The sequence below is a fragment of the Ensifer sp. 22460 genome, from assembly GCF_052044935.1.
Taxonomy (GTDB): domain Bacteria; phylum Pseudomonadota; class Alphaproteobacteria; order Rhizobiales; family Rhizobiaceae; genus Ensifer.
The window spans coordinates 111,000-137,521 of record NZ_JBQENZ010000015.1; the positions used below are offsets into that span (position 1 = coordinate 111,000).

The 26,522-nt window shown below is 61.9% G+C and carries 26 protein-coding genes and 1 pseudogene; 11 read left to right on the forward strand and 16 right to left on the reverse strand.

Features of this window, described 5'->3' with window-relative positions; genetic code table 11:
• Positions 1–120 precede the first annotated feature (120 nt).
• Positions 121–432, forward strand: coding sequence for an ATP-dependent Clp protease adapter ClpS (gene clpS, locus ACTJKM_RS19545; protein WP_057253114.1), 312 nt, complete (start codon positions 121–123; stop codon positions 430–432).
• 42 nt (positions 433–474) lie between these two features.
• Here the strand turns inward: clpS and ACTJKM_RS19550 are convergent, their stop codons facing one another.
• Positions 475–774 carry a DUF6958 family protein gene (locus tag ACTJKM_RS19550; RefSeq protein ID WP_058326543.1) on the reverse strand — a complete coding sequence of 100 codons (300 nt, stop codon included), beginning with the start codon at positions 772–774 and terminating at the stop codon, positions 475–477.
• On the reverse strand, positions 758–1,318 hold the full coding sequence (locus ACTJKM_RS19555; RefSeq protein WP_440637852.1) for a GFA family protein: 561 nt from the start codon (positions 1,316–1,318) through the stop codon (positions 758–760). Before ACTJKM_RS19555 ends, ACTJKM_RS19550 begins: the two co-directional genes overlap by 17 nt.
• A gap of 120 nt (positions 1,319–1,438) precedes the next feature.
• On the opposite strand from ACTJKM_RS19555, the gene ACTJKM_RS19560 reads away from it, so the two are divergent.
• Positions 1,439–2,068, forward strand: coding sequence for a TetR/AcrR family transcriptional regulator (locus ACTJKM_RS19560; RefSeq protein ID WP_245296048.1), 630 nt, complete (start codon positions 1,439–1,441; stop codon positions 2,066–2,068).
• Between the two features lie 43 nt (positions 2,069–2,111).
• On the opposite strand, the pseudogene ACTJKM_RS19565 reads toward ACTJKM_RS19560, so the two are convergent.
• The 6 genes and pseudogenes from ACTJKM_RS19565 to ACTJKM_RS19590 form a co-directional block, all read right to left on the reverse strand.
• Positions 2,112–2,390: pseudogene (locus ACTJKM_RS19565) on the reverse strand (squalene cyclase); the annotation flags it as partial.
• Positions 2,391–2,460: 70 nt separating this feature from the next.
• The gene (gene pth / locus ACTJKM_RS19570; protein ID WP_058326574.1) at positions 2,461–3,180 is read right to left on the reverse strand and encodes an aminoacyl-tRNA hydrolase; all 720 of its coding nucleotides are present in this window, start codon (positions 3,178–3,180) and stop codon (positions 2,461–2,463) included.
• Between the two features lie 67 nt (positions 3,181–3,247).
• The gene (locus tag ACTJKM_RS19575) at positions 3,248–3,982 is read right to left on the reverse strand and encodes a substrate-binding periplasmic protein (protein ID WP_058321131.1); all 735 of its coding nucleotides are present in this window, start codon (positions 3,980–3,982) and stop codon (positions 3,248–3,250) included.
• A gap of 95 nt (positions 3,983–4,077) precedes the next feature.
• On the reverse strand, positions 4,078–6,462 hold the full coding sequence (locus ACTJKM_RS19580; RefSeq protein WP_058326575.1) for a putative bifunctional diguanylate cyclase/phosphodiesterase: 2,385 nt from the start codon (positions 6,460–6,462) through the stop codon (positions 4,078–4,080).
• A gap of 261 nt (positions 6,463–6,723) precedes the next feature.
• Positions 6,724–7,332: a 50S ribosomal protein L25/general stress protein Ctc gene (locus ACTJKM_RS19585; RefSeq protein ID WP_058321130.1), complete on the reverse strand. Its 609-nt coding sequence runs from the start codon at positions 7,330–7,332 to the stop codon at positions 6,724–6,726.
• 156 nt (positions 7,333–7,488) lie between these two features.
• Positions 7,489–8,670 (reverse strand): benzoate/H(+) symporter BenE family transporter, encoded by a 1,182-nt coding sequence (locus ACTJKM_RS19590; RefSeq protein ID WP_058326545.1) that lies wholly within the window; start codon positions 8,668–8,670, stop codon positions 7,489–7,491.
• Between the two features lie 248 nt (positions 8,671–8,918).
• On the opposite strand from ACTJKM_RS19590, the gene ACTJKM_RS19595 reads away from it, so the two are divergent.
• From ACTJKM_RS19595 to ACTJKM_RS19605, 3 genes are all read left to right on the forward strand, one after another.
• Positions 8,919–9,875 carry a helix-turn-helix domain-containing protein gene (locus ACTJKM_RS19595; RefSeq protein ID WP_058326546.1) on the forward strand — a complete coding sequence of 319 codons (957 nt, stop codon included), beginning with the start codon at positions 8,919–8,921 and terminating at the stop codon, positions 9,873–9,875.
• Between the two features lie 373 nt (positions 9,876–10,248).
• Positions 10,249–11,757: an aldehyde dehydrogenase gene (gene adh / locus ACTJKM_RS19600; RefSeq protein WP_058326547.1), complete on the forward strand. Its 1,509-nt coding sequence runs from the start codon at positions 10,249–10,251 to the stop codon at positions 11,755–11,757.
• A 172-nt stretch (positions 11,758–11,929) separates the two neighbouring features.
• On the forward strand, positions 11,930–12,322 hold the full coding sequence (locus ACTJKM_RS19605) for a DUF779 domain-containing protein (RefSeq protein WP_058321126.1): 393 nt from the start codon (positions 11,930–11,932) through the stop codon (positions 12,320–12,322).
• Between the two features lie 21 nt (positions 12,323–12,343).
• On the opposite strand, the gene ACTJKM_RS19610 is transcribed toward ACTJKM_RS19605, so the two are convergent.
• The gene (locus ACTJKM_RS19610; protein ID WP_058321125.1) at positions 12,344–13,045 is read right to left on the reverse strand and encodes an NYN domain-containing protein; all 702 of its coding nucleotides are present in this window, start codon (positions 13,043–13,045) and stop codon (positions 12,344–12,346) included.
• Positions 13,046–13,149: 104 nt separating this feature from the next.
• Positions 13,150–13,935, reverse strand: coding sequence for a LysR substrate-binding domain-containing protein (locus tag ACTJKM_RS19615; RefSeq protein WP_440660729.1), 786 nt, complete (start codon positions 13,933–13,935; stop codon positions 13,150–13,152).
• Here ACTJKM_RS19615 and ACTJKM_RS19620 point away from each other — a divergent pair.
• A complete protein-coding gene (locus ACTJKM_RS19620; RefSeq protein ID WP_440660731.1) occupies positions 13,910–14,806 on the forward strand; it encodes an aldo/keto reductase in 897 nt (298 codons plus the stop codon). The two genes, ACTJKM_RS19615 and ACTJKM_RS19620, sit on opposite strands and share 26 nt — an antisense overlap.
• A gap of 69 nt (positions 14,807–14,875) precedes the next feature.
• Here ACTJKM_RS19620 and ACTJKM_RS19625 read toward each other — a convergent pair whose 3' ends face one another.
• The 4 genes from ACTJKM_RS19625 to pgeF all read right to left on the reverse strand — a co-directional run bounded on the left by ACTJKM_RS19625 (position 14,876) and on the right by pgeF (position 18,872).
• On the reverse strand, positions 14,876–15,808 hold the full coding sequence (locus tag ACTJKM_RS19625) for a ribose-phosphate pyrophosphokinase (protein WP_057253136.1): 933 nt from the start codon (positions 15,806–15,808) through the stop codon (positions 14,876–14,878).
• Between the two features lie 207 nt (positions 15,809–16,015).
• Entirely contained in the window at positions 16,016–16,840 is an 825-nt protein-coding gene (locus tag ACTJKM_RS19630) for a hypothetical protein (RefSeq protein WP_058326551.1), read from the reverse strand.
• An 84-nt stretch (positions 16,841–16,924) separates the two neighbouring features.
• Entirely contained in the window at positions 16,925–18,076 is a 1,152-nt protein-coding gene (locus ACTJKM_RS19635) for a M24 family metallopeptidase (RefSeq protein ID WP_057253138.1), read from the reverse strand.
• Position 18,077: 1 nt separating this feature from the next.
• Complete coding sequence (gene pgeF, locus ACTJKM_RS19640) at positions 18,078–18,872, reverse strand: peptidoglycan editing factor PgeF (protein WP_057253139.1); 795 nt, start codon at positions 18,870–18,872, stop codon at positions 18,078–18,080.
• Between the two features lie 371 nt (positions 18,873–19,243).
• On the opposite strand from pgeF, the gene ACTJKM_RS19645 reads away from it, so the two are divergent.
• From ACTJKM_RS19645 to ACTJKM_RS19655, 3 genes are all read left to right on the forward strand, one after another.
• Positions 19,244–20,386, forward strand: a complete 1,143-nt coding sequence (locus ACTJKM_RS19645) for a TRAP transporter substrate-binding protein (RefSeq protein WP_057253140.1) — start codon at positions 19,244–19,246, stop codon at positions 20,384–20,386.
• A 178-nt stretch (positions 20,387–20,564) separates the two neighbouring features.
• A complete protein-coding gene (locus tag ACTJKM_RS19650) occupies positions 20,565–21,233 on the forward strand; it encodes a TRAP transporter small permease subunit (protein ID WP_057253142.1) in 669 nt (222 codons plus the stop codon).
• A complete protein-coding gene (locus ACTJKM_RS19655) occupies positions 21,230–22,972 on the forward strand; it encodes a TRAP transporter large permease (RefSeq protein WP_058326552.1) in 1,743 nt (580 codons plus the stop codon). The genes ACTJKM_RS19650 and ACTJKM_RS19655 overlap by 4 nt, the downstream gene beginning before the upstream one ends.
• Positions 22,973–23,096: 124 nt before the next feature.
• Here ACTJKM_RS19655 and ACTJKM_RS19660 read toward each other — a convergent pair whose 3' ends face one another.
• Positions 23,097–24,200, reverse strand: coding sequence for a class I SAM-dependent methyltransferase (locus ACTJKM_RS19660; protein ID WP_058326553.1), 1,104 nt, complete (start codon positions 24,198–24,200; stop codon positions 23,097–23,099).
• A 58-nt stretch (positions 24,201–24,258) separates the two neighbouring features.
• Positions 24,259–25,095, reverse strand: coding sequence for a prolipoprotein diacylglyceryl transferase (lgt, locus tag ACTJKM_RS19665; RefSeq protein WP_057253148.1), 837 nt, complete (start codon positions 25,093–25,095; stop codon positions 24,259–24,261).
• A 215-nt stretch (positions 25,096–25,310) separates the two neighbouring features.
• Here lgt and ACTJKM_RS19670 point away from each other — a divergent pair, with 215 nt between their 5' ends.
• Positions 25,311–25,571 (forward strand): accessory factor UbiK family protein, encoded by a 261-nt coding sequence (locus ACTJKM_RS19670; RefSeq protein ID WP_057254338.1) that lies wholly within the window; start codon positions 25,311–25,313, stop codon positions 25,569–25,571.
• 448 nt (positions 25,572–26,019) lie between these two features.
• Entirely contained in the window at positions 26,020–26,520 is a 501-nt protein-coding gene (locus ACTJKM_RS19675) for a YbjN domain-containing protein (protein WP_043618087.1), read from the forward strand.
• Positions 26,521–26,522 lie beyond the last annotated feature (2 nt).

Below are 26,522 nucleotides of genomic sequence, written 5' to 3' on the forward strand. Positions count from 1 at the left end.
ATAGTGCGCATATAGCGCCGCGCGTCGCTGTAACATTTAGATCTGCTTCACGATTTTGTCCCTAAATCGGTTCTGGTTTAAGGAATTTCCGTTCTTTCTGTCATCAACGGGGTGGTTCCGATGAGTGACAACGAGGTTGCCAGAAAAGTCAAAGTGAAGGTCAAGCCGAAGCTCGAACGGCCGAAACTTTACAAAGTCATGCTGCTCAACGACGATTATACGCCGCGCGAGTTTGTCGTCGGCGTGCTCAAGGCCGTGTTCCATATGAGCGAGGAGGCCGGCTACCGCGTGATGATGACGGCGCACAAGATGGGCACTTCGGTGGTCGTCGTCTGTGTGCGCGACATTGCGGAAACCAAGGCCAAGGCGGCGACCGATCTTGCCAAGGAAGCGGGTTTTCCGCTGCTCTTCACCACCGAACCCGAGGAATAACGAGCGGCCGGTACGAAGGATGGCGGGGGTCGCCGGTTCGCTTTATGTTTTCTTATGTAGACGAAGCGGCTTGCTTGCTTCCCGCTTGATCGTGCCCTTGGCTTCGAGATCGAGCTGAACCGCCTTCAGCCACCAGCCGGCCTTTGCACCCTCGGGGAAAAGGTCCTGCGGCAACAACGGCAATAGCCGCTCCTTCGCTTCCGCGACGGTCAGCCCCGGTGTGGCCGGCAGGACCGCGAGCAGGGCTTCGCGCATTGCCTCGTACTTTACCCGGTCGACACGGTATTTGTGGCCGGGCGAGACGATGTTTTCGATCTCGATCTTCTCAGCCTGAGATGCCATTGGCCTCACCTTTCACATAGTCGATCCTGGGCGCCTTGAATCCCATGGCCGCCCAGGCGGTCAAAAGCCGCCACATGAAGCGGCCCGAATGCGTCTTGTAACTCGGCAGTGTGTCGTTGAACTCGACGCCTGCCTTGCGATCTTTCGTCATGGTCCGCATTTCGAGCGGCGGCTGTTCGTCCGGGGCGAAACGCTGATTGTAGACGCTCAACCAGTGGCCGCCTTTGAATTCGAGGAACATGGCGGCGTTGCAGCAACTCGCGATCACCCTTCGTGTCGGCGCCTCGGGTGTCAACCGATGCTCGCGCAAAAGCTCGCTGCCCCTGATGCAGCGGATCCTGTCTTTCCGGTAGAGCGCGAAGCGCGTCGAGCCGTCGGCTTCCAGCACAGGCGAGGCTTCGGGCAGGGCCTCGAAGCGCTCGCCGGCGGTGCGGCAGCTGGTGCAATAGCAGGCGGCGCCGACGATCGGTTCGCCGACGGCTTCAAAGGCAACCAGCCCGCAGCGGCAGGCGGCAATTCGATTTCTTGCTTGTGGTTTCACCATGGCCCTCTCCCGACATCGTATCACTAACTAGACTGTACCGTCCAGTTTGATTTGTCAATCCGACTGGCCTATCGTGTGGGGCAGATGATTTGTGACGTGCAGCAAGGCGGAGGGGCAGGATTGAGCAACGGCGCAAAGACGCGCATGGAACGCACCCGCAAGGGGATCGTGGCGGCAGCAAGCGATCTCTTCCTGAAACACGGCTTTCTCGGCACCAACATGGATGAGATCGCGGCGACGGCGGAAGTGTCGAAGCAGACCGTCTATTCCCATTTCCAGAGCAAAGAGGCGCTGTTTCTGGAAGTCGTGCGCAGCATGACGGGCGGGGCAGGCGATGAGTTCCAGGAGCAGGTCGCCGATCCTGACGGCGATGAGCCAATCGAAGAATTTCTGCTCGACTATGCCACCCAGTTGTTGGCGATCGTGATGACGCCGCGGCTTATGCAGGTGCGACGCCTGGTGATTGCCGAGGTCGAGCGCTTTCCGCAGCTTGGCGAAGCGCTGCACGAGCGCGGACCGATGCGCTCGATCAGGCGGCTTGCCGTCGCCTTCAAGCGCTATGGCGAGAAGGGCGACATCCGGGTGAAGGATGTGCAGGTCGCTGGCGGGTTCTTCAACTGGCTCGTCATGGGTGGGCCGGTGAACGACGCCATGCTGCTCGGCGACGGCGCCATTCCGGCGCCTGACGTCTTGCAGGCCCATGCGGCCGAGGCGGTGCGGATCTTTCTGGCAGCGCACAGAGCCGCCTAGGCGTTCGGGTCTCTTTCAGGTTCGCGGCTATCCGTTTGATGCGGAAGAAGTCAAGCTGCGACAGCGAAAAGCACGTGGCCGTCCAGGGCTGACCGCGCTCGGACCACTCGCGCGCGTCAAAACCAGCCGGAATAAAGGCGCCGCCCGCCCATTGGCCGTCGTCGTCCTGATGCGAAAGCAGTCTGGCGCCCCAGCCTTCGGTCTCCACCTTGGCTCGCTCGGCCCTCCACACAGGTTCCGGGGCATCCAGCAGGTCACGCATCACTTGCCAGCGGATCGAAGGATCCGAAGCGAGAAGCCAGTCAATCACCGGGTGGCTCATAGGGCGTGCTCCAGGCCGGTCTTCAAAGCCGACCTGAGCGAAAACTAGCGCTCGCTCCGGAAACGGGAAGCTAGTCGCCCTTCGAACCGAACATCTTCTTCAGCATGTCGGCCATCGGGCCGGTTGCCGGCAGCTTCTTTGGCTGGGCGGAATTGCGCGCCTGGTGGATGTGCGATTGCGCGCCCTGCTTCTTTGGGGTTTCGGGCTTGTCCGCTTCCGGCTTGCCGCCGGTCGCGAGCGCGATCTTGTTCAGAAGCTGGGAATCCTCGCCGCGCACCAGCATGTCGGCATTGTCGGCGATGGCGTCGAGCAGCGGTATCAGCCAGGCTTGGTCGGCCTTGGCGAAATCGCCGAGAACGTGGGCGTGAACGAGGTCCTTGACGCCGGGATGGCCGATGCCCAGGCGCAGGCGGCGATACTCCTTGCCGCAATGGGCATCGATCGACTTGATGCCGTTGTGGCCGCCATGGCCGCCGCCGACCTTGAGCCGCGCCTTGGCGGCCGGCAGGTCGAGTTCGTCATAGATGACGGTGATGTCCTTTGGCTGCAGCTTGTAGAAGCGCATGGCCTCGCCGACCGCTTCGCCTGAGAGGTTCATGAAGGTCTGCGGCTTCATCAGGAGCACGCGTTCGCCGGCAATCTCGCCTTCGGCGATCTCGGCCTTGAACTTCTTCGACCAGGAAGAAAAGCCGTGCCGGCGGTGAATGACGTCGACCGCCATGAAGCCGATATTGTGCCGGTTGGTGGCGTATTTCGAACCTGGATTGCCAAGCCCTACGATGATCAGCATGTCGTCACGCGTCGATGATTTCGGGGTGGGGCCATCCAAAATCATCGTGCCCGGGGGAAGTCAACGCTTATTTCTCGGCGCGCAGGCTGGCATTCGGCGTGAGGCCGTAGTGCTTGAAGATTTCGTCCTGGGTGCCGTTGCCGACCAACCGGTCCAGTTCGCGCTGCATCGCGGCGACGGTTGCCCGCGATACATCGCGGTGGCAGGCGATGCCGTAGAGCTTGCCTTCAAGCACCAGCGCCGCCTCGACCGGTTTGCCCTCGGCGCGCATGCTCTGGAAGGTTTTCTCTGACGTCATCAGCAGATCGACGCGTCCGGCGATCAGCTTCTTCACGCTCGAATCGAGGTTTGCGGCATAGTCGATCTTCGGGAAGTCGTGGTCCCTGAGATAGGTTGCGGAAAAATCCTCGCGCTGGGTGCCTACGGTGTACTGACGTGCTGCTTCCAGCGAAGCCGGTGCTATGTTTGAGCCGGCGTGGCGAACCATAACCATATGATCGACCAGCAGAGGTTCGACCCATAGAAACTTCTTGTCGCGTTCGGCGTCGTGGCCGGTGGTGAAAACGCAATAGGCAGGATCGGTTTCGGCCAGCATGAAAGCCCGCGCCCAGGGCAGAACCTCGATCGTGTAAGGCTGCTTCAGCCGCTCCATGATCCGCTTGACCTGGTCTACCGCCGCACCGCTCGGACCGTTCTCGGTCGAAAAGTTGTAAGGGGGGTACTCCTCGGTGACGAACTTGATCGTCTGTGCCTCAGCGGTCGTGAAGAGACCGAGGAAAAATATTGGGATCAGCGCCTTCACGTGCTTTCCTCCTTTTGCTGCATGCCTTGCGGTATCCGCGCAGTGCTGCCGCGTCCCGAACCTCCATCGGAGAGCGTGACCGCTGGCAGCGAACATCATGCCCGCCTGTCTGCCACCGCCGCCGTCTTTGCCTCCGAGTCGCTTTCCAGCATCTTCAGCATGCTGTCGATCTGCATCGGCCGGCTGAAGAGATATCCCTGGCCGCAATCGACACCCAGCTTGCGCAGCAGCTGCCATTGCTCCTTCGTCTCGATGCCTTCGGCAACGACGGTGCAGCCCATCTGGTGCGAGATGGTGCGGATGCCCTTGATCAGCATGCGGCTCTTGCGGCGGATGTCGACGGTGCCGGAACTCAGCGAACGGGTGAAGGACTGGTCGACCTTGACGATATCGACCGGGAAACGGTTGAGGTAGCTCAGTGATGAATAGCCGGTGCCGAAATCGTCGAGCGCGATCCGGCAGCCGAATTCGTTGAGTTGCTTCAGCACCGCGTGCACTTCCGGATTGTCGAGCATGAGGACGGCTTCGGTGATCTCGACGACGATCCGGCTTGGCGAAATATGGTGCTTCAGGAGCAGGGCGGCGAGCTTGTGCGGCAGCGTCAGCTCGAATTGCAGCGGCGAGAAATTGACGGCCAGATAGGTGTTCTGCGTGCCGTCCAGCTCGGAGATCGCAGCCAGATGGCGGATCGCCTTTTCGAGGATGTGGTCGCCGATGCGGGCGATCGTGCCGGTTTCCTCGGCAATGCCGATGATCTTGCCGGGCGGCATCAGGCCCTTTTCCGGGTGGTTGAGGCGCATCAGCGCCTCGAAGCCGGCGATCTGCCCGTCGGCAAGGCTGACGATCGGCTGCAGCCAGGCCTCGAAGTGGTCGTCCTTCAGCCCAGCCTCGATGCACTGTTCGATCTCATGGCGCTCGCGGGAAGCGTCGAGCATGCTGGCATCAAAGAGCTGCAGGCCGTTCTTGCCATCGTGCTTGCGCGCATACATGGCCATATCCGCCTTGAGCAAGAGGTCGGAGGCGTTTTCCGCATGGGCCGGGTAGACCGAGATGCCGACACTGGCACTGACGAGGAGTTCGTTGCCGGCAATCGGCATCGGCTCGCGCAGGGCCGAAACGATGCGTTCGCCGATCTCGCTTGCGAGCGCAGCCGCATCCCGGTCGGAAATCAGGATGGCGAATTCGTCGCCGCCGAGGCGGGCCATGATGTCGCCGGGGCGCAGCGCGTCATGGATGAGCTCGACCGTGTGGCGCAATACTTCGTCGCCGGCCGCGTGGCCGAAATTGTCGTTGATCCACTTGAAGCGGTCGAGATCGATGAACAGGCAGCCAAGCTGCATGCCGCATTCGTCGGCCTGCCGGATCGCGTCATCGAGTGCCCCTTCGAACCCCTGGCGGTTGAGCAGGCCGGTGAGGTGGTCGGTGATCGCCTGGGTGTGGTTGCGGCTTTCCGCCTGCTTCAGCGCCGTGACATCGGTCATGACGGAGAGCGACAGGCTGCCTTCACCGGTCGCCTTCGTCTCCTGGATCAGCACCGTCATCAGCTCGCTATCCGTCTTGCGGAAAGGAACGGTGACCTCCCGGATCTCATGGTCGCCGACCGCGATCGTTTTGGCATGGCTGCGATAGGTTTCGTGCCAGTGCTGATCGATGAAATCGACGAAGTCGCGGCCGATGACGTCGTCCCGATCGTAACCGGTCGCCAGCAGCCAGTAGTCGCTGACGGCGAGCAGGCGTCCGTCTACGTCGAGCGAGAACAGCATGGCGGGCGTCAGGTTGTAGATATCGGTGACGCGTTCGTGCGCACTCTTCAGTTCGGTCTCTTCGCGCTCGAGCCGGTCCTGCATCTCGTTGAAATTGGCGGCAAGCGCGCCCATTTCGTCGTCGGAGGTCCAGTCGACCCGGTGGCGTGAGCCGAGCCGGCGCGTCGCCTCGATCGCCGCCGTCAGGCGCATCAGCGGGCGCATCACCGTGAAGCGATTGCCGACGAGGGCTGCGGCGAAGACGATTGCGACGGCGAAGAGCAGGATGGCGAGGATCGCCAGCTCGTCCTTGCTGAATTGCGACAGAAGGCCGGGCGTCGGCACTCTCACCTCGATGCGACCGATCTCCTTCATCCCATCCATGGACTGATAGGAAATGGGCAGGCTGAGGATGCGGTCCTTGGTGCCGGGCACAGCGCCGCCGAGCGGCATCTGGGCGAGGATCGAGCCGGTCTGGTCGCGGACGGTGACAGAGAGGATATCGGTGCCGTTTATCAGCGATCGGGCGATGTGCTTTATGCCGTCGCTGTCGAAGTCCCAGATGGGTTTGCCCAGCGCCTCGGCGCTTGCGGCCATCAGCAGTTCGATGTTGTGAATCCGCTCGCGTGCGATGCGGTCGCTGGAGATACTCAGGAAGAGAACGAGCAGAGGGGCAATGAAAACGAGCATTGCGCCACAGACAATCGCAATAAATCGGTTCTCCACGGAATGCATCATCGGATGCACGCCTTGGAAGGTGCTGCCACGCATTTCATATTCGGATTCTCTTCAGTCTGAGCCCCAGTTTCCCCGACAGAAGAACATCATCAAAACCTTAAATGTTGCTGAAATCGCTTCGTGATAAATGATGAGATGCGATGCCGGCGCTGTGTGGCCACAGGCCGGTGGACCAATGCAAAAAGCCCGCCCCAAACGAATGGGACGGGCTTTCGATGAAGTGCAGCGGGACTGGCTTTTCGCCAGTCACCCAAAAGCCAATCAGGCTTCTGCTTCGCCTTCGGCTTCTTCCTTCACGCCACCGGCCGGAGCAACGATCGTTGCAATGGTGAAGTCGCGGTCGGTGATGACCGGGGTCGCGCCCTTCGGCAGCTTGATGTTGGAAATGTGAACGGCATCGCCGACCTTGAGGCCGGAGAGATCGACGCTGAGGAATTCCGGAATGTCGTTGGCCGAAACGTTGAGTTCGACTTCGTGGCGAACGATGTTCAGAACGCCGCCAGCCTTCAGGCCCGGGGACTTCTCTTCGTTTTCGAAGTGAACCGGAACTTCAACGGTAACCTGGCTGTCCTTGGAGACGCGCAGGAAGTCGACATGCATGGTGAAGTCACGGACCGGATCCAGCTGGTAGTCCTTCGGCAGGACGCGGATCTTTTCGCCGTTGACGTCGATGACCGCGACGGTGGTCATGAAACCGCCGGCGTGGATCTTCATCGTCACTTCCTTGGTGGAGAGTGCGATGGAAACGGGGGCCTGCTTGTCACCGTAGATGACAGCCGGGATAAGACCGTTGCGACGAAGTTCACGGGAGGACCCCTTACCAACCCGTTCGCGCGTCTCGGCCTTGAGCTCGTAAGTTGCGTGGCTCATGGGTAGACCTTTCTATGTCTAAATCTGGAGAGCTCATCCGACATGGCGGATGAACCGAAGCCACATGGGCTTCATCCGCGTTGCCTCCAAGGGTGTCTACGCGGACGGGGCGGTGCATAGACGAGATCGGCTTGAAATGCAAGCTTTGCCGCGGGTTCAGGCCTTTTTCTGGGTAAGACGCGCAAGCGCCAGCATCAGCCCACCGGCAATCAGACCCCAGAAGGCCCCGGAAACACCGGCGAAACTGACGCCCGATGCCGTCACCAGAAAGGTGATGGCGGCCGCCTCGCGTGTCTTCGCCTCGGTGAAGGCGGCCATGGCGGAACTGGCGAAGGCGCCGACGAGCGCGAGGCCGGCCACCGCCTCGATCAGGATGGAAGGCGCAAGGCTGACGAAGGTGGTGACGGCGCCGGCAAGCAGCCCGAAGAGAATGTAGAAGGCGCCGGCATTGATCGCCGACCAGTAGCGTCGGTTGCGATCGGGATGAGAATCGCTGCCGGCGCACATGGCGGCGGTGATCGCCGCCAGATTGACCGCGTGGCCGCCGAACGGCGCGCTCAGCATGGAAAAGAGGCCGGTGGTCGCAAACAGCGGCCCGGGGGCGGGGTGATAGTCGTTGACCTTCAACACCGCGATGCCGGGGATGTTCTGCGAGGCCATGGTGACGATGAACAGCGGCAGCGCAATGCTGACCATGGCTGCGACATTGAACTGTGGGGTCACGAACTCGACGGTCGGCACCAGCGCCGAGGACAGGGTAGAGAAGGCGCCCGCCGGGACTTTGACGCCGAAGGCGATGACGAGTACGAAAGCGACGAGCGCGGCCGGCACCGCATAGAGCTTGTTGACGCTGCCGACGACCGCCCAGGCGATGAGGATCGGCAAGCCGAGAAGCGGATTGAAGGCGATCGCCTTGACCGGCGCGAAGCAGAGGCTGAGCAACACCCCCGCGAGCATGGCATTGGCGAGCGGGGCAGGAATGCCCGAAACCAGGCGGCCGAGCGGTTTCCAGAGGCCGGCGACGACGACGAGCAGCCCACAGACGAGGAAGGCGCCGACGGCAGCGTTGAAGCCGCCTTCGACGACGCCGGCGCTCGCGAGCAGTGCGGCACCCGGCGTCGACCAGGCGATGCTGACCGGCAGCCGCGTGATGGCGCTGATGACAATCGCGCAGACGCCCATGGAGATCGACAACGCCATCAGCCCGGAGGCAGCCTGTGCTTCGCTGGCGCCGACTCCGGTCAGGCCGTGCAACACGACGGCGAAGGAACTGGCGAAGCCGACGAAGGCGATCAGCAGGCCCATGAAGAGGCTCTGGGGCGAGAAGTCACGAAACATGGCGGCAACCGGCTGTTGTGGGGGTGAGTCGCGGCGATCTGATCCTTTCGCGTATCACATTCGGGCGCGCTGTCGATATCGGCCGCGTGATGCACCGATCAAACTCGCTGAGGGGGGCTGACCCTCGAACCTTCGTCTGGCTGGACCTTTGCGGAGATCGTTGGCTATAGTGCGCCCAAGCAGGTGCGCCGTTTGGGAGATCGGTCGCATCCGCCTTCCGCCGGTCGACGCTTTCAGGGAGGAAGCCGATGCCTGCCGTCAGGGATCATTCGGAACTTGTCTATCGGGTCGCGCACCAGTCTTCGGCGGCGGCGAGCTCATCGGTGGCCGCGTCGTGGCGGCGCTGCATGACCCTGCATAAGCTTGCTCCGGAGGAAGCCCGTACGCCGCTTCGGCTGTCGGACAGCGAGTTTCGCTCCGTCCGCGAGCGCTCCGGTGAGCTGCTGGCGGAGGCCGGCATCGAACTCGACCGGTTGTTTGCGACCGTCGGCAGGGCTGGCTGCTGCCTGCTCCTCACCGACAATGACGGCGTGGCGCTCGAGCGGCGCGGAGCGGTCGGCGACGACGCTGAATTTCGCGGCGTCGGGCTCTGGTCGGGAACGGTCTGGAGCGAGGCGAATGTGGGCACCAACGGCATCGGCACGGCGATCGCCGATGAGCGCGCCGTCGTCATCCAGCGCGATCAGCATTTCCTGAGCAGCAATATCGGCTTGAGCTGCGCGACCGCGCCGATCCGCGATCATCGCGGGCGATTGGCGGCGGCCATCGACATTTCAACCTGCCGTGACGATGCCTCCGAGATCACCATGTCGATCCTGTCGCAGGCGGTTCGTGACGCCGCCGCGCGCATCGAGGCCGGCCTCTTCCGTCGTGCCTTCGCCGGTGCGCGCATCGTGCTGGTGCCAGTGGATCGAGCCGGGCCGGCGCTCCTTGCTGTCGACCGCGACGACCTCGTGCTCGGCGCGACGCGTGCCGCACGGCAATGGCTCGACCTCGACGACCGGCGCATCGCCGCCGGGGTTCCGGCCTCCGACCTTCTTGGAGAGGACACGTCAGGCGATGCCGCCGAGCTTCCCGATGCGGAGCGCGCGGCGCTCCGGCGTGTTCTTTCCCGTGCCAGCGGCAACGTCTCCATGGCGGCCGAGCTGCTCGGCATCAGCCGCGCCACCCTTTACCGCAAGATGAAGCGGCTCCAGGTCAACTGATCTTCCTACCCATCTGAAGGCTGCCCCTCACCCTAACCCTCTCCCCGCAGACGGGGAGAGGGGACGTGGCCCCGAGCGGTCTTTGCGATTGTGGTGGCCCTGATCCTTGGGGGAATGGGGAGCATGCCGCTTGCCCCTTCTCCCCGTGACGACGGGGAGAAGGTCCCGGCAGGGGGATGAGGGGCAAACGCGGGCTGAAGTAACCGCAGACTTGCCGCCCAGTTTGCTGCACTGCAGCACGGGATCCAAGCCTACCTGTCTCAATTCTGAAACACATCGCGTCACTGGTGCTTGCGCCTCACTATCGAAGACGCACGTTCAGTCGCACCTTCCTTCTCACAGCCCCGTTGCTGGTTCTCAGGGAGGAAAGACCATGTTGCATCAGAAGATCGTCGAAAGCCCGTTCAGGCAGAAATACGGCAACTTCATCGGCGGCGAATGGCGCGAGCCGGTGGCCGGGCGCTATTTCGACAATACGACGCCGGTGACCGGCGGCGTGCTGTGTCAGGTGGCGCGCTCGGATGCCGCTGACATCGAGCTTGCGCTCGACGCCGCCCACGCGGCCCGCGAAAAATGGGGCCGGGCGTCGGCCGCCGAGCGCTCCAACATCCTGATGAAGATCGCCGGCCGCATGGAGGACAATCTCGAACTCCTGGCGCGGGCCGAAACCTTCGACAACGGCAAGCCGATCCGCGAGACCATGGCGGCCGACATTCCGCTTGCCATCGACCATTTCCGCTACTTCGCCGCCTGCATCCGCGCGCAGGAAGGCTCGATCGGCGAGATCGACCACGACACGGTCGCCTATCACTTCCACGAACCGCTCGGCGTCGTCGGCCAGATCATCCCCTGGAATTTCCCGATCCTGATGGCCGCGTGGAAACTGGCTCCGGCGCTTGCCGCCGGCAATTGCGTCGTCCTGAAGCCGGCCGAACAGACACCGGCCTCAATCCTCGTCTGGGCGGAGCTGATTGGCGATCTTCTGCCTCCGGGCGTGCTCAACATCGTCAACGGCTTCGGTCTTGAAGCCGGCAAGCCGCTCGCTACCAGCCCGCGCATCGCCAAGATTGCCTTTACCGGCGAGACGACGACCGGCCGGCTGATCATGCAATATGCCAGCCAGAACCTCATTCCGGTGACGCTGGAGCTCGGCGGCAAGTCGCCGAACATCTTCTTTGCCGACGTTTTGGCCGAGGATGACGATTACTTCGACAAGGCGCTCGAAGGCTTTGCCATGTTCGCGCTGAACCAGGGCGAGGTCTGCACCTGCCCGAGCCGTGCGCTGGTGCAGGAGAGCATCTATGACCGCTTCATGGAGCGGGCGGTGAAACGCGTCGAGGCGATCCGCCAGGGCAATCCGCTCGACAGCGCCACGATGATCGGCGCACAGGCCTCCAGCGAACAGCTCGAAAAGATTCTCTCCTACATCGACATCGGCAAACAGGAAGGCGCCGAAGTGCTCACCGGCGGTGGCCGCAACGTGCTCGAAGGCGAACTGTCGGAAGGCTTCTACGTCAAGCCGACAGTTTTCCGCGGGCAAAACAAGATGCGGATCTTCCAGGAGGAAATCTTCGGACCCGTCGTTTCGGTCACCACCTTCAAGACCGAGGCGGAAGCGCTGGAGATCGCCAACGACACGCTCTATGGCCTCGGTGCCGGGGTCTGGAGCCGTGATGCCAACCGTTGCTACCGCTTCGGCCGCGAAATCCAGGCCGGCCGCGTCTGGACCAATTGTTACCACGCCTATCCCGCCCATGCGGCCTTCGGCGGCTACAAGCAGTCCGGCATCGGCCGCGAGACCCACAAGATGATGCTCGATCACTACCAGCAGACGAAGAACATGCTGGTGAGCTACAGCCCAAAGGCGCTCGGCTTCTTCTGATCGGACCCTGCCTTTGATCGGGACCTGCCTTCCCCGCCGCCGGGGAAGGCAACACGAGCGTGAGGGAAGGCAATCTCCTCCTTTCCTCCAGCTCGACCGGCGGCTGAGGTGTGCTCTCCACCCGCGCCTCAGCCGACCAATACGGGATGCGCGATCGAGCAGGAGGCTCGCCATGTCCATCGAACTGACAGGAATGACCGGGATCAACGAACCGCGCGTGCTCGCGACGGATGCGGCGCTCGACCTCATCGCCGAAATCCGGCGCGACCACCCCGATATCCTGTTTCACCAGTCCGGCGGCTGCTGTGACGGCTCGTCGCCCATGTGTTATCCCGCGGACGATTACATCGTCGGCGACAACGACGTGAAGCTCGGCGAGATCGGCGGCGTGCCGGTCTATATCAGCGCCAGCCAGTTCGAGGTCTGGAAACACACGCAACTGATCATCGACGTGGTGCCGGGGCGGGGCGGGATGTTCTCGCTCGACAACGGACGGGAGAAGCGATTTCTCACGCGGTCACGGCTGTTCAGCGGTGGAGACGCCTGCGTCGTCGTGTGTGGATAGCGCTCCCATACGCGCTCGAACCTATTTCCGCTTCACGTAGATCGAGCCGCCGCCATTCGATTTGCACTCCAGGGACGCGATGCTTTTCATCAATATATTGAGCTTGCTGAATCCATGAAGTCGGGAATCGAAATCTGGCATGCGCTTGTAGAGTACGTTGCCAACTTCTCCGAGATGAGCCCAGCCGTCTTCACCTGACGTGTCGTCAACAGCGGCGAGGATTTCCTTCAAAGGCAGTTTCGCTGGCTGGCCGGTAGCACCCTTTGCACCCTCCTCAAGAAGCAGGTCGCAGTAAAAGAAGCGGTCGCAAGATTTCACATAGGGATTGGTCGCTTTTTTTTCCCCGAATCCGTACACGGCCAACCCATCCTCCCGGATACGGCTTGCGAGCGAGGTGAAATCGCTGTCGCTGGAGGCAATGCAGAAGCCATCGATTTGCCGGCGATGCAGGATATCGATCGCGTCGATCGCCAGCTTCAAATCGGTGGCGTTCTTGCTTTTGGCCACTGGTACGACATGGACCGGCAAGAACGCATACTCATGGAGCAACGGCTGCCAGGCGGCCATCGCAGGACTGCCAAAATTTCCATAAACGCGTTTGATGGAAGCGGTGCCGATCGTCGACGCTTCGCGAATGATAAGCGGCAGAAATTTTGAGTGAACATTCTCAGCGTCAATCAAGATCGCCAGGCGATCTGGTCTCCCCTCGGCGCTAGTTCCCATGCATACGCCTCAATATCTTGCAATGCTAAATTAGCTGAAATATGTGGCGTGCATCTCAGGCTTGTCAATGGGTATAAATTGCAGGTGTAGTTGTGGTGGGAGGGCTACTTCGGCTCCCGCGCGACCTTTGCCGCCAGATCGAGAAGGGCCCGCAATTTCGGCTGGGTTTGGGCCTTGGCGGGGAAATAGATGAAGAGGCCCGGCGACCTCGGCAGGTAGGCTTCGAGCACCCGTTGAAGGCGCCCGCTTGCGACAGCGTCGCGCACCGAAAGGTCCGGCAGGTAGGCGAGCCCGGTGCCGGCTTCCGCCATTTCCATGAGCATCTGGAAATCGTTGACGGTCAGCCCGCCGGGTACGTCGACGGAGAAGTCGCGTCCCTCCCGCTCGAACTCCCAGCGATAGATCGTGCCGGATGCCGGGTAGCGATAGCGGATCGCCTCGTGGCGTGTCAGCTCTTCGGGCGTTTGCGGCCGACCTTGTTTCACGAAGTAGGACGGCGAGCCGACCACCGCCCAGGTGATGTCGGGCGTCAGCCGAACCGCGATCATATCCCGTTCGACCGCCTCGCCGATGCGGATGCCGGCATCGAAACCGCGCTCGGTGATATCGACAGCCGCATCGTCGATCGAGATTTCCACGGAAACGTCCGGATAGGCCTGGCGGAAGCGCGGCAGGAGCGGCGTCAGCACCAGCGGGATCGCCATGCGCGGCACGGTCAGCTTGAGATTGCCCATGGGCCGGTCGCGAAAGTCTCCGAGCAGCTCATAGGCATCGGCGATTTCGGAGGCGGCAGGGCGCACGCGGCTCAGGAAGGCGCTACCGGCCTCGGTCAGAGCGACGCGCCGCGTAGCGGCCGATGCCCTTGTGGGACAGGCGCTGGATGCCGGCATCAACTTCTTCGATACGGCCGACGCCTATGCCTCCGGGCAATCGGAACGCATCCTCGGCGAAACCTTACGCGCCCGCCGTGATGAAGTCGTGATCGCCACGAAAGTGGGCTTTCGCACCGGAGCGCCACTGACCCAGGCCGGCCTTTCGCGCCACCACATCCTCTGGTCGGTCGACCAGAGCCTGAAGCGTCTCGGCACCGACTGGATCGACGCCTACATCGTCCACAAGGAAGATCCACACACGCCGCTCGAGGAAACGCTGCTGGCACTCGATGCGGTCGTTCGCTCCGGCAAGGTTCGTTACATCGGCTTTTCCAACTGGTCGGCCTGGAAGGTGGCGGCCGCGCTTGAGATCCAGAAGGCCAACGGACTGGCTCCTTTCACCCATGGCCAGATGCACTATTCCTTGCTCGGCCGCGACGTGGAGCGTGACGTCATCCCGATGATGCAGCGCTACGGGCTAGGGCTGACTGTCTGGAGCCCGCTTGCTTCGGGCTTTCTTTCGGGCAAGTACACGCGCGAAAATCTCGGTGATCCGGACAATCGCTATTCGGGCTTCGACATCCTGCCCTTCGACAAGGAGCAGGGCTTCAAGCTGGTCGAGCGCATGCGCGGGATCGCCAGCCAGCATGGCGCGAGCGTGGCGCAGGTGGCGATCACCTGGCTGCTTTCGAAGAGGGCAGTGACGAGCGTGCTGTTGGGCGCCTCCAAGCCGCACCAGCTCAAGGACAATCTCGGTTCAGCCGATCTCGTTCTGACGCAGGCGGAAATCTCGGTGCTCGATGCCGAGACGGTGCCGGTGCCGGTTTATCCCAACTGGTTCATCGACAATCTCGTTGATCAGCCGATGACGCAGGCGCTGGGCAGGTAATCGCATCCCACAAAGAAAAACGCCGGCGCATGGCGCCGGCGTTCATGAATTGCCGAGTTGGGAATGGCCTCAGTCGAAGAGGCTCGAGACCGACTCTTCCTGGCTGGTGCGGCTGATGGCTTCGCCAAGCAGGCCAGCGGTGGTGATCACGCGGATGTTGTGGGCGGACTGGACGGCCGTGGTCGGCTGGATCGAGTCGGTGATGACCAGTTCCTTCAGCATCGACGAAGTGACGCGGGCAACCGCGCCGCCGGAGAGAACGCCGTGGGTGATGTAGGCGGTGACGCTGGTGGCGCCGTTCTTCAAGAGCGCTTCGGCCGCGTTGCAGAGCGTGCCACCCGAGTCGACGATGTCGTCGATCAGCAGGCAGTCCTTGCCCTTCACGTCGCCGATGACGTTCATGACTTCCGATTCACCCGGACGGTCGCGGCGCTTGTCGACGATTGCCAGCAGACAGTCGAGGCGCTTGGCAAGCGCGCGGGCGCGCACCACGCCGCCGACGTCGGGCGAAACGACCATGACGTTCTTGAGGTCGTAGTTTTCCTTGACGTCGCGCGCCAGGATCGGGATCGCATAGAGGTTATCGGTCGGGATATCGAAGAAGCCCTGGATCTGCCCGGCGTGAAGATCAAGGGTCAGCACGCGGTCGGCGCCGGCTTCGGTGATCAGGTTGGCGACGAGCTTGGCGGAGATCGGCGTACGCGGACCGGCTTTGCGATCCTGGCGGGCATAGCCGAAATAGGGAAGCACCGCGGTGATGCGGCGAGCGGAAGAGCGCCGCACCGCGTCGATCATGATGAGCAGTTCCATCAGGTGATCGTTGGTGGGGAAAGAGGTCGACTGGATGATGAACACATCCTCGCCGCGCACGTTTTCGCCGATCTCGACGAAGATTTCCTGATCGGCGAACCGGCGTACCGCCGCTTTGCCGAGAGGCAGGTTGAGATAGTTGCAGATCGCTTCGGCCAGCAGCCGGTTCGAATTGCCTGCGAAAACCTTCATTGACGGACCGCCTTGAGCTGGCGCGGTCACCGTCCGGTACTTTTCCGGGAGCGGTGTGTTCCGCGCAGATTCCGAGAGCCATTCCAATCGCGGACATTCTTTGCGGATGGCCGCCGTTCAGAGCTGATCGGCCGCTTTTTAGCGAGACTGAACTTGAATGCAAGGGGAATGCTGCGCCGCGAAGGCCAATATCCTAAAAACTTTGTGTCAACCGGCCTGAGATTGCCGCCATTCGAGGTAGGCATTGATGGTTTTCGTTGCGATACCCTGCATGGTTGCCGCCGGCACGCCGCTCCACAAATCGGCGCCACCGCCGGGAACCGAGTCCTGTCCCTGGATACGGTGCAGGCGGTTTCCGCTGCCGTCGAGCACGTCCCAGACATAGACGACGGTGGTCTTGTCACCGTCTTTGAGCGTCGAGAAGTAGCCCTTGAGGATATGTTCGCTGCTGGCATCGCCAGAGCCCTTGATCGTCAGGCCGTGTGCGCGCGCTTCGGCTCCAAGCTGCTTGGAGAGCGGCGTGACCGCCTGGACCGGCGCGCCGATGATCGGCAGGAACCGGATCGTGCCGCTGATGGCGGCACTTGCCTTCGGCAGCGAAGCGACGCTCGGCTGGTCCTGGATCTCTTCGGCAGCGGCTGCCGTCTGCTGCACTGGCGTCTGTTGTACCGGGGCCGGTTGGTTCTGGATCGTGTTCTGGGCGGGCGCGGAACCGGCGGCAAGCCGGCTCGCCTGGGCCTCGAACGTGCCGGCCGGATCGGTATAGGTCGCATCCCCGCTGGCATAGGCCGTCGGCGTGTTCGAAGGGGCCGGCTGAGGAGAGTAGGCGGTGGTCTGGCTGACGGGTTCGCGCTGCACTGGGGCGACGGCGGTCTCAGCCGACATGGCGTCGAGGTCGGATTGCGTCACCGGCGGCGAGCGAAAGGTTCCCGCGCCGACGTCGACCTGCGGCGTCAGCATGTCGGTGCTGTTGCAGCCAGCCAGGGCGACGAGGAGTCCGAGGCCAACGATAGGCGTGGTGAGCTTTCGCATGTTCAAACCGTCCGTTTTCTTCGCGGCAGTTTTTGAAACGTCTCCTGTCGTCTGCCAGTTCAAAGCAATTCTAGGCGGATTTCCCTAAGCAGAAATGAAGTCCAGGCCATAGCGCGACAGCGGGCGCGGAGTATCCGTGGTGGTGAGGTAGGTCTGGCCGAGGGTCATGGCGGTGCCGCTGTCGGAATCCATGATGATCATGTGCACGAACAGCGACATGTTCGGCTCGATCTCCTGCGGGTTGCCGAGATGGAACATCTGGTGCTCCATCCAGGAGGGCGAGAAGCGGGCGCCGAGCGAATAGCCGCAGGCGTTGAGGCGGTGACGGGCGAGGCCGCGCTCGTCCATGATCTTGGCATGCATGTCGAAGACGGTGCCGAAGGTGTTGCCGGGACGAAGCACCATCTCGATCGCCTGGATGGTTTCGCGGCAGGCGCTGTAGAGTTCGCGGTGACGGTTGGTCGGTTCGCCGATGACGACGGTGCGCATCATCGCCGCATGATAGTGGGCGCTGACGCCGGCCCATTCGAGGGTGAGCTGGTCCTGGCTGTCAAGCACGCGGCGCCCGGACTTGTAGCGGCAGAGCAGCGCGTCGGCGCCGGAGCCGATGATGAATTCGTTGGCCGGATAGTCGCCGCCGCCGGCCAGAATCTTGCCCTGCATCGCGGCGAGGATGTCGGCTTCGTTGCCGCCGGGACGGATCAGCGGCAGCGCGGCGTCGAGCGCATCGTCGGCCAGGCTTGCTGCCTTCTCGACATAGGCGATCTCGGCGTCGCTCTTGATGAGGCGCAGACGGCTGACGAGGTACGAGGCGTCGATTATCTCGCCGAAGGTCTGGATCTGGCGGTCGAGCAGTCGGGCGACGCGGCCGGTCATGCCGTGCGTATCGTATTCGACGCCGATGCGGCAGCCGAGCAGGTCGAGTTCGCTCAAGAGGTTCTTGAGATCCAGGGTCGGATCGGCATTGGCCCGGTCCACCCAGATCTCGATGCGTTCGATATTGGAGGTGTGGCGTGCCTGGCGCAGGTCGGCCGAGCGCGTCAGCAAGACCATCGAGCCGTCTTTCTTCACAACCAGCGTCTGGAAGAAGCAGTAGCCGAAGGTGTCGTAGCCCGTCAGCCAGTACATGCTCTCCTGGGCGAAGAGCAGCACGGCATCGAGCTTCTCCTCGCGCATCTTCTCCGTCAGCCGATCGAGGCGGCTTGCATATTCTTCCTGGGCAAATTGAAGCGCCATGTCAGGTCCCCCGTATGCAAATGGCGGAAATCTGCCGGCCGTAGTCCGGTTCCTGCCTGTGTGTCGTCCGACGGTAGGAGAAGAAGCGCTCCTCGTCGGCATAGGTGCAGATATCGAGATTTTCGGCTGCTACGCCTGCTTCGGTCAACCGCTTGATCGTGAGACCCGGCAGGTCGAACATTGCGTGGCCGTCGCGGTCTGACGGCCTGAAATAGGTTGCGTAGCTGTCGTTCGCCGAGACGAAGCGCTCGACGAATTCGGCACCGACTTCGTAGTTGCGATGGCTGATCGACGGGCCGAGGCAGGCGACGATGCGATCGCGCCGGGCGCCGAGCGAGACCATCGCGTCGATGGTGCTCTCGAGCACGCCGCCAAGCGCGCCCTTCCAGCCGGCATGGGCGGCGCCGATGATATTGGTTTCTGCGTCGGCAAAGAGGATCGGGCCGCAATCGGCCGATAGCACGCCGAGCACGATACCGGGCGTCGCCGTCACCAGCGCATCAGCCTCAGGGCGGCTACCGTCATAGCTTTCGTCGACCACGATGGCGTTGGGGGAATGGACCTGATGAACCGTCGCCAGCCGTTCCAGCGGCGCGCCGAACCAGCCCGCGACGCGGGTGCGGTTCTCGTTGACATGGGCTCTTTCGTCCTTCGAACCGAGGCCGACATTGAGGCCGCGATAGAGCCCTTCGGAAACGCCGCCCTGGCGGGTGAAATAGCCATGGGCGATTGCCGGCCCGACCTTCTCGCCGAAAAGCGAGCTCTGCACGGGAGAAAGCGCGGCGTCATGCTGCATCGGTATATTTGCCTTTGCTTTATGAATAAATTCAATGGGTTTGGGGGCGCGCTCCGGCCCGGCGACTGGCGGCTGATTTGCCGGCGCGATGTTGACCCGCGATGGCTGGGCTGTCAATTCCCGAACGATAGGGGGAGCCAGCGGCCTGTGATTTCGAGGGGCAGTCATCGCTCGGCCACCGCCGCTACGCGCTGACGAAAACGCCTTCCTTCGACGCCCGCATCTGCACGAGGCCCGCGGAAAAACAAGAGGTCGGGATGGCGCCTTACCTGCAGGCTTTTGAGCGACGCTGCGTGCAATCTTTGCGTGGGGCTCTGCATAAGAGTATTATCTAATATAGCAAGAAATGCTTGTGCCTTCGGGAGGAGCATATGAAGCGAAGAACCCATATCGAGGGACGGATTTCGCGTCGCAAATTCCTGGGCGGTGCGGCAATAGCGGGGGTCGCAACGGTCGCCGCGCCTAGCGTTGTCAAGGCGCAGGGGCCGATCAGCATGCGCTGGCAAAGCACCTGGCCATCCAAGGACATCTTTCACGAATTCGCGCTCGACTTCGCCAGGAAGGTCAATGATATGACCGGTGGCGATTTGAAGATAGAAGTGCTGCCCGCTGGTGCCGTGGTGCCGGCCTTCGGCCTGCTCGACGCCGTATCGCAAGGAACGTTGGACGGCGGTCACGGCGTCCTCGTCTACCATTACGGCAAGCAGGCGGCGCTCGCGCTATGGGGCTCTGGCCCGGGTTTCGCCATGGATGCCAACATGCTGCTCGCCTGGCACAAATACGGCGGCGGCAAGGAACTACTCGCAAAACTGTATGAATCCATTGGCGCCAACGTGGTCTCGTTCCCCTATGGGCCGATGCCGACCCAGCCGCTTGGCTGGTTCAAGAAGCCAGTCGCAAAGCCCGAGGATCTTCAGGGCCTGAAGTTCCGTACCGTGGGCATCTCGATCGATGTCTTCACCGGCCTCGGCGCGGCGGTCAACGCGCTGCCGGCCGGCGAAATCGTTGCGGCGCTCGATCGAGGCCTGATCGACGCGGCCGAGTTCAACAACGCCTCGTCCGACCGGGTGCTCGGTTTCCCGGATGTATCGAAGATTTGCATGCTGCAGAGCTACCACCAGAATGGCGAGCAGTTCGAAGTGATGTTCAACAAGCCGAAGTACGACGGTCTACCTGATCAGATGAAGGCGATCATCACCAACGCCGTCGAGGCGGCATCTCAGGATATGGCCTGGAAGGCGATCGATCGCTATTCCACGGACTACCGGGAGATGCAGACCGTCGACAAGGTCAAGTTCTACAAGACCCCGGAGGCAATTCTCAAGAAGCAACTGGAGGTCTACGACGAGGTGGTGAAGAAGAAGGCAGCGGAAAACCCGCTGTTCAAGGAAGTGCTCCAGTCCCAGCTCGTTTTTGCCGAGCGGGCCACGCGCTGGGAACAGGACACCGTCGTCAGTCGGCGGCTGGCATTCGACCACTACTTCGGACAGGACGGCGTGGCGAAGGATCTCTGAGGCACGGCCGCTTCGCGTCAATCAGACGGGATTCAGGCGGAAGACCGGCTCATCTCATTTCGCACATCGGAGACAGTCGAAGGATCACACTATTCGATAAATCAAAGCGTTACAGCGAACTCTGTGCGTTCTTGAAAGGCGCGTCGCTGTAGCGCCCCTCTTGCAGCGGGGGGCATGCGTGAACGTTCAGCATTTTCTGCTCAGGGTCGATGCGACCAGCGTGTGGATCGGTAAAGCCGCAGCCTGGCTGATTATCGGGCTGATGACGATGGTCTGCGTAGAGGTCGTCAAACGCTACATCCTGAACATGCCGACGGCCTGGATATTCGATGCCAGCAACATGTTCTATGGCTCGCTGTTCATGCTCGCGGGGGCATACGCCTTGGCGCAGAATGCTCATGTACGCGGCGACTTCCTCTACAGCTCCATGAGGCCGCGCACGCAAGCCGCCCTCGATCTGGTCCTCTACGTCCTCTTCTTCCTGCCCGGCGTCGCCGCGCTCGTTTACGCCGGCTACGATTATGCAGCACTTTCCTGGCGGATCGGCGAGCATTCGACCGTGACGGCGGAGGGGCCGCCTATCTACTATTTCAAAACCGTCATTCCGGTCGCTGGCGGTTTCGTCCTGCTTCAGGGGCTGGCCGAGATCACGCGCTGCATCGTTTGCCTGCGGACCGGCGAATGGCCAAGTCGGCTCAAGGATGTGGAGGAGCTCGACGTCGTCGCCGAGCAGCTTGAGCACAGCGAGCATGTCGACGCGGAAACGCGCGAGGCTGCGATCGAGCGTGCGCAGGCGATCGACAGGGCGGCGCGGCAACGGGGAATGGGGGGAGACGGCGAGACGTGAGCGATCCACTCCTCGGACTGACGATGCTGATGCTCATCGTGGTGGTCATCATGATGGGGTTTCCGACGGCGTTTACGCTGATGGGGCTTGGCATGCTCTTCGGCTTCTACGCCTTCTACAATCCGGCCGAGCACTGGATCGACAATCGCGTCTTCGACCTGATGGTGCAGCGTACCTATGGGGCGATGACCAATGACGTTCTGATCTCGATCCCGTTGTTCGTGCTCATGGGCTACGTGATGGAGCGGGGTGCGCTGGTCGACAAGATGTTCTACAGCATTCAGCTCGCATTCAAGCGGGTGCCTGCGTCGCTCGCCGTCGCTACCCTCATCGTCTGTACCTTCTGGGGCATCGCCAGCGGCCTCGTCGGTGCGGTGGTCGTGCTGATGGGCGTGATTGCGTTCAATCCGATGTTACGCGCCGGCTATGACGTGAAGCTTGCCTCCGGTGTGATCACGGCGGGCGGTACCCTCGGCATTCTGATCCCGCCCTCGGTGATGATCATCGTCTATGCCGCAGTCGCGGGACAATCCGTTGTCAAGCTCTACGCCGCTGCCATGTTCCCCGGGTTTTTCCTCGCGCTGCTCTACCTCGCCTATATTCTCGGCTGGGCGCTCATCAGCCCCAAGATCGCTCCGCCGCTGCCTGCGGAGCAGACCAAAGTGCCCGTCAACGCGTGGATGCGGGGCCTGCAAGCGTCGTACTCGCACAACATGCTGGCCGGGCTCTCTCGCGCACTAGTCTCACCGGCAAGGGCGCTGGCTCTCGAAACCGAGGAGGGGTCTCTCACCTATTGGGCTCTCGTCAAGAATTTCTGCGCTGCCTTGGTCCCGCTAGCACTGACGGCTTTTACGATGGCGCTCGTATGGTGGTATGTCGTCATCCATCCGCAGGCATCGGCGGAGGCGGAGGCGCCGGAAGGGCTGGAACAGCTCGGGGCACCGGCGGCGGATGCCGCGCCGACCGCGATCAACGGGCCGGCGACAAGCTTCTACGTGTCCTTCTGGTTGATTGCCACGATCGCTGCGGTGGTGCTCGTCCGCTACTACCGCAATATGAGTGCGGAGCGGCTGCAGGTGGTGAAGCTTTTGATCTCCTCCGTCATGCCGCTCGCCATCCTCACCATAGTCGTGCTCGGCGTAATCCTCTTCGGGATCACCACGGCGACCGAGTCTGCGGCCGTCGGCGCGGCGGGGGCTTTCCTGCTCGCATTCCAGGCCCGGACGCTCAACTGGAAGCGCACAAAGGAAGCGGTGTTCCTGACGGCGAAGACAACGGCCATGGTGTGCTGGCTCTTCGTGGGCTCGGCCTTGTTTTCTGCCGTCTTCGCCATACTTGGCGGCCAGGCGCTGATCGAGCAATGGGTGCTATCGCTCGATCTGACGCCGGTACAATTCATGATTCTTTCGCAGGCGATCATCTTCCTGCTCGGCTGGCCGCTCGAGTGGACCGAGATCATCATCATCTTTGTGCCGATTTTTCTGCCGCTGCTAAAGCACTTCGACATCGATCCGGTGATTTGGGGCGTTCTCGTCTTCGTCAACCTGCAGGCGGCATTTCTGTCGCCCCCAGTCGCGATGTCAGCTTTTTATCTGAAGGGTGTCGCGCCGCCGCATGTGACGATCAACCAGATCTTCGCCGGCATGATGCCCTATATGCTGATCGTCGTGCTCTGCATGGTCATCATGTATCTCTGGCCCGGGATAACTCTCTGGCTCCCGAACTATCTTTACGGCTGAACCGTGCGCTACTGCATATTTCCTTAAATCCTAGCCGATTTAAGGATAAAAACATGCAACAACTCAAAGTGCCACAGCGACCTTTGCGCGTCCGATAAGACGCGCGGCGCTGTAGGCTGTGCGCTCAGGGCTTCGGCTTGCGGAAGGGCGACAGCGGCACCGGAGGGCTGCTCACGGCGAGAACCTTGAACAATTCCCCCATTTTTCCGACACCGGCGCCGGCGAGCCTTTCCACGTCCTGGCGAATGCCCTCTTGGGTGAGCGCATCCTTGTCGCGACCGAGTGCCGCGGCGCGGTCCAGCAGACCGAGACCGACCAGGAAATCGCCCTGGTGCGCAAGGCCGTTGATCTGCACGTCGTCGGTCTCGGCGCGGCGGGCGAGCTGCTCGAAATCGACATGGCTGGTGAGATCGGCCCGGCCCGGATTGGCGAGTGGCGGATCATATTCGTGATCGCGAACGGCCTGCAGCGTATCGCCATAGCCGGTGGCAAGATGGCCGTAATCGATGATCACGGCGGTGCCGCCGCTGATCTTCAGCCGCTCGCAAAGGGCGGACATGACAGCATCGCGGGCAGGGGCGATCTCGAAGATCGTGCCTTCGGCCAAACCCTGCGCCGGCGTCGGCAAGAGGCCCGGATCGATGCCGGCGACGCCGGCAGCAAAGGTCAGTTGGTCATCGGCATCAAGCCCGACCATGCGCTCGCGGAACCCTTGCGCGGTGCGCACGAATTGCCGGATCGGAATGGCATCGAACAGCTCGTTGGCGGCAAGCAGCAGGAAGCCATCGGGCAAAGTCTCGAAGCTTGCATGCCACTCGACCTTGTTGCCATGGGCGACCAGGGTTTCGGACTGAATCTTGCGCAGGCGCTCGCTGGTCTCGACGAGATGCATGCTGGCGGAGGCATAGAGCTCGGGTGCGAGGCGACGCACCACACGCAGCATGTCGGCCATCATCGTGCCGCGGCCGGGGCCGATCTCGGCGATCAGCGCGCCTTCGGGCTTGCCGTGTTGCTGCCAGGCGTGGACGAGAAAGACGCCGATCATCTCTCCGAAGAGCTGGCTGATCTCCGGCGCCGTGGTGAAATCGCCCTCTTTGCCGAAGGGTTCATGAACCCGGTAGTAGCCGTGTTCAGGATCCGCGAGGCAAAGCGAGAAGTAATCGGTGACGCTGATCGGCCCGTGAGCCTTGATCAGCGCCTTGATCTTGTCCGCAAGTGGTGTCGTCATGCCTTCGTCCAGTTAGCGGGAGGCGGCCGGAAGCCGCACGCCCTTGCCTTATCCGCTCTCAGGCGGCTGCGCGCCGCGCCCGGGTTATCGCCCAGATGCCGGCGAGCGCCATCGGCAGCGAAAGCACCATGCCCATCGTCAGCCAGCCACCGACAAGATAGCCGATCTGCGCGTCCGGTTCGCGGAAGAATTCGACGAAAATGCGGCTCAAGGCATAGCCAAGCACGAAGATGCCGGTGACGAGGCCCGGGGATTTCAACGCCTGGCGACGGTAGATGAACCAGGAAAGCACGCCGAGCAGCACGAGGCCCTCGAGGGCTGCTTCATAAAGCTGGCTCGGGTGACGGGCAAAGGGCCCGCCGGTCGGGAAGACGATTGCCCAGGGCATCGAAGAGAGACGGCCCCAGAGTTCGCCATTGATGAAATTGGCAATGCGGCCGAAAAACAGGCCGATCGGGACGACGGCCGCGACGATGTCGAACAGGCTCCAGAGAACGATGCCGTTGCGCCGCGCGAAGATGATCATGGCGAGCGTCGTGCCGAGAAAGCCGCCATGGAACGACATACCGCCGTTCCAGATCTCAATGGCGCGGATCGGATTGGCGAGAACGGAGCCGAGGTCGTAGAAGAGGATGTAGCCGATGCGGCCTCCGAGTACGATACCGCCGGCGGCCCAGAGCAGGAAATCGTCGAGTTGCTGCAGCGTGACCGCCGGGGTCTCGTTGCGCCAGAGCGCGTTGTTCATCGCCAGGCGGCGCGCATAGAACCAGCCGATCAGGATGCCTGCGACATAGGCGAGCCCGTACCAGTGGACGGCGAGAGGCCCGATCTGGAAGATGACGGGGTCGATTTCGGGGAAGGGAAGGATGGCGAGACGGGTCGCTAGAGTTTCCAAGATATGTTCTCGTGCCTATTTCTCGTGCAGGGGCCGGTCGTTTCGGCGGAACATGGCGAGCGATTTCCGCCGGGTCAAGGCGCCGATGGGGGCGCTTCGGACACAGCGGCGTGATTTGGCACGTGATTTTCCTTGCATCCGCTCGCCGCTGACCCTACCTGAAATTCATGACCGCATCGCAATGCGAGGCGATGGCTGAAATGGAGATCGCGACGATGAGCACAGGCGCTAACCGCATTCTGGATGACTTTGCCAAGATCATGACCGATGCCGCAGGTGCCGCCCAGGGCGTGCGCCGCGAGGTCGAGACCGCCTTCCGCGCACAGGCCGAACGCGCACTGAACTCGCTCGACGTGGTCAAGCGCGAGGAGTTCGAGATGGTCAAGGAAATGGCGATCAAGGCGCGCGAGGAAAACGATGCGCTGCTCGCCCGCATTGAGGCTTTGGAAGCGCGTCTCGCCGAGGCCGGCAAGTAACGCGATTCCGCCGAAATAACGGTATTTTGGCGTTTTTACTTCGCCCGCGAACTGGTTTCGCGGGCGTTTTGCTGTCGTTAATCCTGGATCGATTGAAACGGCGTTAAGGCTGGTTAATAAAACCTGAAAAGTTTTCCACCTGTGGACACTGCCAAAAAACCCTTATGGCAGAGTCAGTTAAGCTCTCGCGCTTCATCCAAATGACAACGTGGACGCGATTCATCCCGGCTATTTTTCGGCCCGGGGGCTGGCAGCCTGACTCCGCCATTATACACTGATTTTAAATGATGATTCGAAACGAACCACGCAAGCTCCGGGCAGGGTAAGTCAGCCAGGATGGATGTGAGTTCAGCAATCATAGTGTGTTTGTAATCGGTGTTGGGTTTGCAGCGTTGCGTCTTGTGAGCGTGATGATGCACGTCTGCGCCACACCTATACAGGGTGATGCATGAGCCTTTTGGAAATGGAAGTCGAGCGCCAATCCAACCCGGTCGATATGATCGAGTTCGTGGCCGCAAATAACGACTGGTCGTTCGAGCGATCCGGCGAAGACGAAATCGCCATGACGGTCGAAGGCAAGTGGGCAGACTACCACGTTTCCTTCTCCTGGATGGAGGAGTTCGAGGCTCTGCACCTTGCCTGCGCCTTCGACATCAAGGTGCCGGAAAGCCGGGTCAACGAAGTCATCCGCCTGCTCTCCCATATCAACGGGCAGGTGCTGATGGGCCACTTCGACCTGTGGCGCCAGGAGGAAGTCGTGATCTTCCGCCAGTCGCTGCTGCTCGCCGGCGGCGCCGAGCCGACCAATCAGCAGGTCGAAGTTCTGCTTTCGAGCGCACTCGACGCTTGCGAATCCTATTATCAGGCGTTTCAATTCGTCGTTTGGTCCGGCATGGACGCGCAGCGCGCCGTCGATGCGGTTCTGTTCGAAACGGTTGGAGAGGCTTGATC